The organism is Candidatus Electrothrix sp., assembly GCF_052785085.1.
Window position 1 is genome coordinate 1 of sequence record NZ_JALAAI010000174.1, and the last position, 5,921, is coordinate 5,921.

General features: G+C 48.5%; 6 protein-coding genes. 1 reads left to right on the forward strand and 5 read right to left on the reverse strand.

Annotation, left to right across the window (positions count from 1 at the left end; genetic code table 11):
* Positions 1-177 precede the first annotated feature (177 nt).
* The 4 genes from siaA to L2082_RS17985 all read right to left on the reverse strand — a co-directional run bounded on the left by siaA (position 178) and on the right by L2082_RS17985 (position 4,823).
* On the reverse strand, positions 178-2,247 hold the full coding sequence (siaA, locus tag L2082_RS17970; RefSeq protein WP_446012070.1) for a biofilm regulation protein phosphatase SiaA: 2,070 nt from the start codon (positions 2,245-2,247) through the stop codon (positions 178-180).
* A 149-nt stretch (positions 2,248-2,396) separates the two neighbouring features.
* A complete protein-coding gene (locus L2082_RS17975; protein WP_446012071.1) occupies positions 2,397-2,999 on the reverse strand; it encodes a flavodoxin family protein in 603 nt (200 codons plus the stop codon).
* A gap of 132 nt (positions 3,000-3,131) precedes the next feature.
* Positions 3,132-3,668 carry a DUF3833 domain-containing protein gene (locus L2082_RS17980; protein ID WP_446012072.1) on the reverse strand — a complete coding sequence of 179 codons (537 nt, stop codon included), beginning with the start codon at positions 3,666-3,668 and terminating at the stop codon, positions 3,132-3,134.
* A gap of 123 nt (positions 3,669-3,791) precedes the next feature.
* Positions 3,792-4,823, reverse strand: coding sequence for an STAS-like domain-containing protein (locus L2082_RS17985; RefSeq protein WP_446012073.1), 1,032 nt, complete (start codon positions 4,821-4,823; stop codon positions 3,792-3,794).
* 226 nt (positions 4,824-5,049) lie between these two features.
* Between L2082_RS17985 and L2082_RS17990 the strand changes: the two genes are divergently transcribed.
* Positions 5,050-5,319: a type II toxin-antitoxin system VapC family toxin gene (locus tag L2082_RS17990; protein WP_446012074.1), complete on the forward strand. Its 270-nt coding sequence runs from the start codon at positions 5,050-5,052 to the stop codon at positions 5,317-5,319.
* Between the two features lie 38 nt (positions 5,320-5,357).
* Here the strand turns inward: L2082_RS17990 and L2082_RS17995 are convergent.
* The coding region (locus tag L2082_RS17995) for an efflux RND transporter permease subunit (protein WP_446012075.1) at positions 5,358-5,921 on the reverse strand (564 nt) is incomplete at its 5' end.

Genomic DNA, 5,921 nt, shown 5'->3' on the forward strand with positions numbered 1-5,921 from the left:
ATCCAAATCGGGATCGCTATCGAAATCGAAATCGTAGCAGTCGTATATTTAGGCAAAAAACGATCCCGATCCCGATTTCGATAGCGATTTCGAACCCCAGCCATGATGCTTCCAATGCAACAGCCCAAAACTTTGATTCCGGGCACGCATTTCCATGATATGCCATTTTTTTGGTTGCTATGGTGCAGGGTGAAAACCCAGGACCGTCACATCATCGCGTTGCTCTTCATCCCCCTGATGTTTTTCGAATATCTCCAGCAGAGCAGTTTTTTGATCCTGCATGGGCTTTTCCCCCAGGCTGCTCAAAAAGGAACGCAATCGTTTTTTACCCAGAGGCAATCCGGTTTCTTGCCCAATCTGATCAAATAATCCGTCAGTGGCCAAATAGAAAACCATCTTTTCCTGTACGTCAACCGTATGTGTCTGAAAAGGAAAATCCGGATCTGAAGATCGATAACCCAGGCTTTGCCTGTCGCCCTTGATTTCTGCAAGTTGCCCATTATGGCCATAAAAAAGGCTTAAACGACTGCCGGCAAAAACAAGACTCCTTGTTGAATGGCAATACACGCAAAGTCCCATATCCAGGCCGTCCTCTGAGAACCGTGAGGCATCCTGGTTGGAGAGCATCTTCTGTACCACCCGGCTCACCTCCTGCTGCACCCGGGCTGGATCGTCTATTCCTGTCGCGCTGGCCACCCGATCCAGGGCGGAAACCGCGGCCATGGTCATGACACCTCCCGGCACCCCATGACCGGTGCAGTCCAGTACGGCCAGGGCGAAACCATCCCTGTGCCGCCTGCTCCAAACCATATCCCCGCTGATCACGTCCTTGGGCCTCCAGAGGCAGAAGCTTTCCGGAACCAGAGCTCTGAGCTGCTCCTCCCCGGTCAATATGGCCTGCTGGATGGTCTGGGCATAATGAATACTTTCCATTACCTTGTCCAGGACCTCTGTCTTGGCCTGGCTGGCCTCTTCAGCCTTCTCCTTGGCCTGCTCCAATTGAGTGGACTTCTCCTCCAGTTCACAGGTCCGCTCTCTGACCTTGTCCTCCAGCTCCCTGGTATGGCTTTTGATCTCCTTTACCATACCGGAAAAAGCCCGAGTCAGATCACCCAGTTCATCGGGGCCGGCAGAGGGCAGAGAGACATCATACTCTCCACGAGCCAGAGCAGTGGCTGATTGGTGCAGCTTGTTCAAGGGCCGCAGTACAATTCTATCCACCCCATAACTGAACAGCAGCAGCAGAAGCACGAGCATGACAACCAGGGCGGCCACAGCCATACTGACTCTGGCCCCTTCCAGCACTTGCACGGCCTGCAGGTCCACGGCAGTGACCACGTTCCAGTTGAGCTCAGGGATCCAGGTCAAGGCCAGCAGTTGTTTTTTGCCATTCAGCCCCGCCCAGAAGGTCTGCACTTTTCCTGGATTTTTTCTTGCCCGTTGCATGGCCCGCTCCAGTCTTTGAGCCTGGTCTGAACCGGAGAGCTGCTTCTGCAACGAGAAGGCCTGATCCTGGCCAGAGGTTTTCTGCTTATCAGCCTCCGCCCCTGAGCCGTAGGCTATCAGTCTCTCGTCCGGATGGGCCTGGATAAGGCCCTTGGAATCCAATATCATCGGAGTTACTCCAGGCTCCTCCACTGCAATAAACTCCTGCAGAAAATCGGATAATTCCAGGCCGGTGCCGGCCATACCGATTTTGCGGCCTTTGTTCCAGATCATGACGTTTATCCAGACCTGGACATTCCCCAGATGCACATCCGGATTGACATTAATGGTATGAGTATCAAATTCTTCGATGGTGCTGAAAAACCAGGAATCTTCTGCTTTGTCGGGGTCCAGAGAGTAGCGGGGCTCTTGACTGTAGGCCTTGTCCGGGCCGTTGAAATAGTAGGCCAGGGTTTCCCGGTTGACCACGAAATAATTGCCGCCCTGAAAGGCCTCCTGATAGCCATCCGCTTCCTGGAAAAAGCTGGATCTTGTTCCCGCTGAGTCCGGGTCTTTCAGCCATCGCAGCAATAGGACCGAATCAGCGAAGCGCTGAGCCAGGGCCAACTCTCTGCTTACAGGCTCCTTTATCTTCTGGGCCTTAAGCAGGGTGAAGTTCTCCGCATAAGCCCGCCCAAAGTGGGCTTTGCCCCTTTCCAGAACTTGCCAGCCTATAAAGATCATCGGTGCCAGGGCCACCAGACAGGCTACCACCAGAGCCAGCATGGACTTGGTTCGCAAATTGCGATTAAAAATATTCATCTACTCCCGTCCGATACGATACGATGGATGCCTAAACTGTAGCCTCTTTTGCATGGCAACAGCCGCAAAAAATTATGCGGTATTTTAGAGCAGGCCGGGAAAGAGGTCAAGTTAAAGATCGTGTGGTTTTTGATCAAAGTTTCCTCGAGTCATTTGTAGCCATCCTCAATCTGCAGGGCTTTAGCCAACTCCCTGCCGGCCGCAAACGCCTCTTGCAGGACATCAGCCCGACCATTAACCTCGCCCTTGCGATCCACCCCTCTGCAAAGAACGGTTTTCCAAAGTGATGCACTCAAAACATCAAAGAAATATTTGACTGTAAGAAGTGCGCCGTCAAAAAGTTTTTTCCCGCCCGTCGCTCCAACGGATATAAAGAGGCCTTTACGGGTATTGTGCGCCTTACCCAACTCCTGCTTTTCAATCCAGTATTTTCGAACCCACAGCGATTGGCAACGGTCCATGAAGATTTTGGTATGGGCACTCACCGAGTAAAAAAAGATAGGTGAAGCAAGCATTATACCCTCACTCGCTTCAAGTTTTTCTAGTATTTCAGGAAAATCATCACGAATGGCGCACTGACCGTTTTTAATACAGGCGTATATTTCCATACACGGTGAAATCGTATAGTCACGAAGGACCACCTCTTCAACATGCGCCCCTCCCTGCCGGGCACCGGCCACTGCCTGTTTGAGCAGAGTTGAACTATTCCCCTCTCGCCTGGGACTCCCGTGTATTGCGATAATTTTAACCATCCAGTTTCCTCAACGATGAAAAAGGTGTTATCTGCTTACAAACTTTGAGTGAAAATATTTATTTAATTTACCGCGCCATAACAAACTATGTCAAAACGTTTCGTGGTGGGAGCAGGCTTTCCTTCTTGTTGCTCATCCCTCAAAGGAGCCTGGTTTTGTAAACACTATCGTGATCTCACCCAAACTCAAACCAAACTTGCTCATTTTTGTTTTATTTATCAAAACTTCGTCGGGCTGAAGGAACATCCAGTCGTCCAGTGCCACCTTCCAGGTCCTGTCGTCCACCTCCACCAGCAGATGGTAGTTCCACTGCAGGACATTGCCGGCGCTGCTGCCGGCAGCCTCACCCACCACATCATCTGCGTTACCTACAATCCCACCCTCTTCTGTCCGGCTGATTATCCAAACCCGACTGGACTTTTCACCATCACTCCAATCAAAATCTTCCGTGAGGATCAGATTGCCCTGAGGATCGATTCTGCCGTCGATGTCGACGACAAACTGCCTGATCATCCGTCCCTGACGGTCTTGCACCATCCCCCATCCTTTTGTTTCCCCGTGAAAATAGGTAAACAGATCAAACTGCGGCACATTGCCCTGGTACGTGCTGACATCAATGCCGGAACACCCGCTCAGAACGATTACAGCAATTACAATTAGAATTTTCATATATCCTCCGGTCGGCTTACTGCAAAAAACTGTTCTTGTCTAAGCACTACCTTTTTTGATCTCAAGTATTTGAAATGCTATGATTTATCATGGTCCGACCCCGACATCCGACATAAAAAAACTTCAGGATCTTGATATTGCCCTCTTTATCATTTTTGTGACAGATTCATTCGTTTTTATATGTATGAGATCGATATCGGGATTTTGATTAGCAAACACCCTGAAAATCTCATCGGCAAATGCCTGGCCTATTTGGTTGACTCCTTCAAAATCGAAAACGACAGTTTGGAACCTATCAACTCTCGTTAGTACTCTTTTGGCTTGGGAGCGTGAGACTAAATACTCCTCTTCGTACTGGGCAAGTCTGACCGGGACAACTGTTTTTGTAAATCCGTAATCGTCACCCGATGTAAACCTATCAAATAATTCATCCAAAGTTTGTTGGGTGTCATTGTTGAGAACCATAGCGACTAGAGTTCCCTCGTATTTTTTTTGTGTTTCCAGAATCCAATCAGAGTCTCTTTCAAATTGATGAGAAAAGTATGTTGATTCGGACAGTATCATGAACTTATCAACAGCACGGGATGAGAAGAAAATACCTTCTCCGCTGTGCCGGGAAGGATCTGTGGTAAGTTTGCCTTTGGAGAGTTCAAGAACGGCATGGCGCTCATCGTACAGATTGAGTTCGCGTTGGATCTTCTTAAATATTCCCTCGCCATTGTCAGAAATCCTCAATTCTTTACTTTTCGCGGTCTCTTCCAGGCTTACCCTGATTTCAGAGCCTGAAGAATGGTCTAGAGCGTTGTTGAACATTTCGGTGAAAACATAGTTCCAAAGATCAAGGACATTTCTTTTAAGCTCGCCAAGAGTTGGCCTTATGTCATCTCTCCAGACAACGTCCTCTGCTAATTCTTTGTTTATCGAATAGCATTTTTCCAGAACCGTGTTTTCCGCAAGAAGATATTTCCTGCTTCTAGTGTTTCCGATAGCATCGATAAGTCCTTCATCGACAAGGCGTCTCATATGCTTATTAACGGCTTGTCTTGAGATATCGAATTTATCGCTAATAAACGGAACAATCGAATCAAAACTATCTTCAAGATTATCGAGGATAGCCTGCCGTATTTGTTCGCCTCTGGATTTTGATGTTGTCATATATTTATTTACACCGGATAAATTATTTATTAACAACCAATTCGCTGTTACTGTTAACCAGTTTGACGTTCATTGTCAACCCTCCCAGCAATGAAGAAGAAAAAAGGCAAAAGGGAGGCTATTATGTGACAATTACCTTGTCCGGTTGAGTCTGGTATATCCCAATTCCAAATACCACTTACATTGTTATTATTACAGTTACACTTGCCTACTTCAGGAGGATATAATGCCATCATTACAAATCCGGGAGTTACCGGAAAATATTGTTGATTATCCCTATCCTGATTGTGAAAGGGATATTGAACAGGCAATTACATTATCAGGCGAATATAGAAACGAGATTGAATTGTATCGTGAGGATTTTAAGCTTGGATACACATTGGACCATCCAATATATGATATGCTCTATGTGGTACCTGCAAGACGAAACAGCGCCAGATTATTGACCATGGACAATAAATCAAAAATTGCCGCGCATAAAGCGGGAGTAGAATAAGCATAAATTCGTGGTCAGAATTCGAGAGCAGGCTTTCCTTATGTTTGCTTATGTTCTCCAGGATCAACGGTAAAGATTCGAAAGAGAAAACGCTTGGAATCTTCCACGATGAGATAGAGACAGGGCACCAGAGCCAGGGTTATAACGGTGGCGAAGAGTATGCCAAAGCCCAGGGAAAGGGCCATGGGGATAAGAAAGCGGGCCTGCCTGGAGGTTTCAAATATCATTGGCCCGAGTCCGCAGAAGGTGGTCAGGGTGGTGAGCAGCACCGGGCGAAAGCGGCGCAGTCCCGCGGCCCGCACGGCCTCCGCCGCCCCCATCCCGGTATTGCGGCGTTTGTTGGCAAAATCCACCAGCACCAGGGAGTCATTGACGACGATACCGGAGAGGGCGACGATACCCATCATGCTCATCAGGCTGAGATTGTAGCCCATGATCAGATGGCCGAGCACGGCGCCCACCACACCGAAGGGAATGGCGATCATGACGATGACCGGCTGGATATAACTGCGAAAGGGAATGGCCAGAAGGAAATAGATCGAAACGAGGGCGAAAATAAAGCCCTGGAAAAGGCCCTGGAGGCTCTCTCTGCGATTCTCCTG

Bases quoted from the DNA above. Each gene is read 5' to 3' on its own strand.
- siaA (WP_446012070.1), bottom strand. From the start codon at position 2,247: ATGAATATTTTTAATCGCAATTTGCGAACCAAGTCCATGCTGGCTCTG.
- L2082_RS17975 (WP_446012071.1), bottom strand. From the start codon at position 2,999: ATGGTTAAAATTATCGCAATACACGGGAGTCCCAGGCGAGAGGGGAAT.
- L2082_RS17980 (WP_446012072.1), bottom strand. From the start codon at position 3,668: ATGAAAATTCTAATTGTAATTGCTGTAATCGTTCTGAGCGGGTGTTCC.
- L2082_RS17985 (WP_446012073.1), bottom strand. From the start codon at position 4,823: ATGACAACATCAAAATCCAGAGGCGAACAAATACGGCAGGCTATCCTC.
- L2082_RS17990 (WP_446012074.1), top strand. From the start codon at position 5,050: ATGCCATCATTACAAATCCGGGAGTTACCGGAAAATATTGTTGATTAT.